Below are 2,916 nucleotides of genomic sequence, written 5' to 3' on the forward strand. Positions count from 1 at the left end.
TACCGGCGCTCGATGTAGCCCGGCTCCATCGACCAGCCGTCACCGATCCAGTTCGCCTGGTTGTTCGTCGCCGCCGTACGGCCGTCCACCGACTGCGAGTTGTAGCCCAGGGACAGTTCCGGCTCGACACCGCCCGGAACCTCCGGGGTGTCAATGTCGTACGACCACGAGAAACCACCGTTGGAACCGCCGGCCGACCAGTTCGACGAAGGCGCCAGCGACGTGGCCCCGAAGTCACCGGAAGCACCCGACGCAGACGCCGTGGCGGCCAGCAGGACCGTACCGCTCGTGGCCGAAAGACCCGTAGCCGAGCGCGCCGTGGACGGCGCGGCTTCGACCGGATCGGACTGCGCGTGCACAGCGGCTTTGCCCAAGGCGACGACGCCGGAGACAGTGCCGGCGGCAGTGTCGTTCACCACCGAGTCGAGTGTTTCCCCCGTGCCGCACTGGGCGGAACCCGGTGCGTCGAGCACGCAGTCGGGCAGCTGCTTCAGCGTCAGACGCGAGGCCCAGTCGGCTCCGTACGCTCCACGAATCGCGCTGTAGTCCACCTGCACGTTGGCCTTGCCCGCCGCGCCCGAGGTCGGCCGCACGGCGAGGACCATCCCCTCGATGCCCATGCGACGCGACGTCTCGCGGTCCAGGAGCTGGACATCAGCCTTGCTCGGCCCCGCCTTCGCCGTGGCGCGTTGAATCCCGACCGGCAGCCCGTCGGCCTTCACCCGTGCCCGTGCTGTCTCGGGCAACGACACTGCTGCGACACCGGCCTTCGGCCAGGCAACCTTCGGGACCTTCCAGGCACGCCCCCGCGTCTCGTCCTTCACGTGCAGGCCGTGCGTCTTGGCGGCAGCGGTTGGCACGGGTTTCTGTCGCGCGAGATCCACCAGATCCAGCCCGGCCGCCTCAGCCACCGGCCCTCCGATGAGCCCCGCGCCCAGCAGGCCGGCAAGGCCACCCGCCACCCACCTGACCCGGCGTAGGCGCCTTCCCGGGGCCGCCCCACGGCGACGCCCTCCGCCTCGCGCGGCTCTTCGCTTTTCGAGCACAACACACCCTTCCTCTTCACAATATGCAGTCAGGAAATTTAGCAACACTAAAGGGGCGCGCGAAAGAGAGCGTGACGCCTCATCCAGTTTCGACCTACACGCACTCAACTTCCGGACATGGACTACTTTTTCCGTTATTGCAGTCAAGCAGCCCGACCTGGCATTTTTGACTGATACACAGGAGGGGCAGCTACTGGCAGGCCACCGGAATGGGGCATGAAACCGCTGACCCCTCACAGGCGAGGGCGCACGTTCCCGACTGTGGCGGTAAAATTCGCCGCGATCGCATTCGTGAAGGTTGTGTATAGGAGAAGTGATGAAGAGAACTCTTGAGAGGCGAAAGAGAGCCGCAACTCGCTTTCTCCTCCCTCTTGTTGCCGCATCGGCGCTCACCGCGGCAGCCATTCCAGCGACCGCCGCAGCCGCCCCTCCGGGGCCGGGCCTCGCAGCCAGCCCGGAGGCCGAGGCGGCTCAGCGGGCGGCCGACAGCGGTGAGTCGGTGGAGGTGCTCGCGCGCAGGACCGAGACGTCCCAGGTGTTCGCCAACCCTGACGGGACGTTCACCGAGGACCGGTACGCCGTCGCCCAGTGGACGCGGCAGAACGGCGCGTTCGTCGACATCGACACCCGGCTCCACCGGGAGGCGGACGGCGCGATCCAGCCGCAGGCGACGAGCGTCGGCATGCGCTTCGGGGGCGGCGGCGACCGTACGCTCGCCTCGATCACGCGGGACGGCCGCACGCTGACCTTTACGTGGCCTGCGGCCCTGCCTTCGCCGACGATCGCCGAGGACACCGCCACGTACCCCGACGTGCTCCCGGACGTCGACCTCAAGCTCCGGGCCGGAGCCACCGGCTTCGCTCAGCTCCTTGTCGTCAAGACGCCCGAGGCGGCCGCCGACCCGGCCCTCAAGAACCTCACCTACGCCCTCAAGTCCGACGGCGTCTCACTCCAGGCCGACGAACACGGCAACATGAGTGCGCTCAACCCCGCCGGGCAGCTTGTCTTCACCGCGCCCACCCCCCGCATGTGGGACAGCACCACCGCCTCGGCCCCCCTCGCCGCCCGCACCGCCGAGGAGACGGGCCCCGCCGCTGACACGAGTGAGTTCGAACCGCCGCACGGCGCCAACGAGGCGGCGATGCCCGTGAGCATCGACGGCGACAACCTGCGACTTCACCCGGATCAAGACCTGCTGACCGGTGAGAAGACCCAGTACCCGGTGTACATCGACCCCTATGTCGACGGCTCCCGCTACTCCTGGACCATCGCGTACAAGAAGTACCCCAACAGCTCGTTCTTCAACGGCGCCGGCTGGGGCGGCTCGGGCAAGACGACCAACGAGGCGCGCTCCGGCTACGAGAACGAGACGAACGGCCTGGCCCGCTCGTACTTCCGCATGAACACCAAAAACCTCTGGGACACGAACAAGCAGGTCACCAAGTCCACGTTCCGGATCAAGAACACGTGGTCCTGGTCATGCACCGCGCGCAAGGTCAACCTGTGGCGCACCGCCGTCATCGGTGCCTCCACGACCTGGAACAACCGCCCCACGCGCCGCGAGAAGATGGATGACGCCACTGACGCCAAGGGATGGGGCTCGGGCTGCCCGGCCGGGAACCTGGCGTTCGACGTCACCAAGGGCGCCCAGGACGCGGCTTCCAGCAAGTGGAACTCCATCACTCTGGAGTTGTCGGCGGACAACGAGAGTGACGTCTACGGCTGGAAGAAGTTCGACGCCAAGTCCGCCGTCATGTCCACCACGTACAACACACCGCCCAGCGCCCCCACCGCACTGGACACCATCCCCTCGACGAAGAACAGCAAGGGCTGCGGTGACACGGCGCCCTACGGCCTCATCGGCAACACC

General features: G+C 67.5%; 2 pseudogenes. One reads left to right on the forward strand and one right to left on the reverse strand.

From position 1 onward, the window contains the following. Positions 1 to 911, reverse strand: a pseudogene (locus G3I42_RS03280) (RHS repeat protein); the annotation flags it as partial. Positions 912 to 1,545: 634 nt separating this feature from the next. Here G3I42_RS03280 and G3I42_RS03285 point away from each other — a divergent pair. Next, positions 1,546 to 2,916 (forward strand): annotated as a pseudogene (locus G3I42_RS03285) (VCBS repeat-containing protein); the annotation flags it as partial.

The organism is Streptomyces sp. SID11385 (assembly GCF_010548245.1).
Classification (GTDB): domain Bacteria; phylum Actinomycetota; class Actinomycetes; order Streptomycetales; family Streptomycetaceae; genus Streptomyces.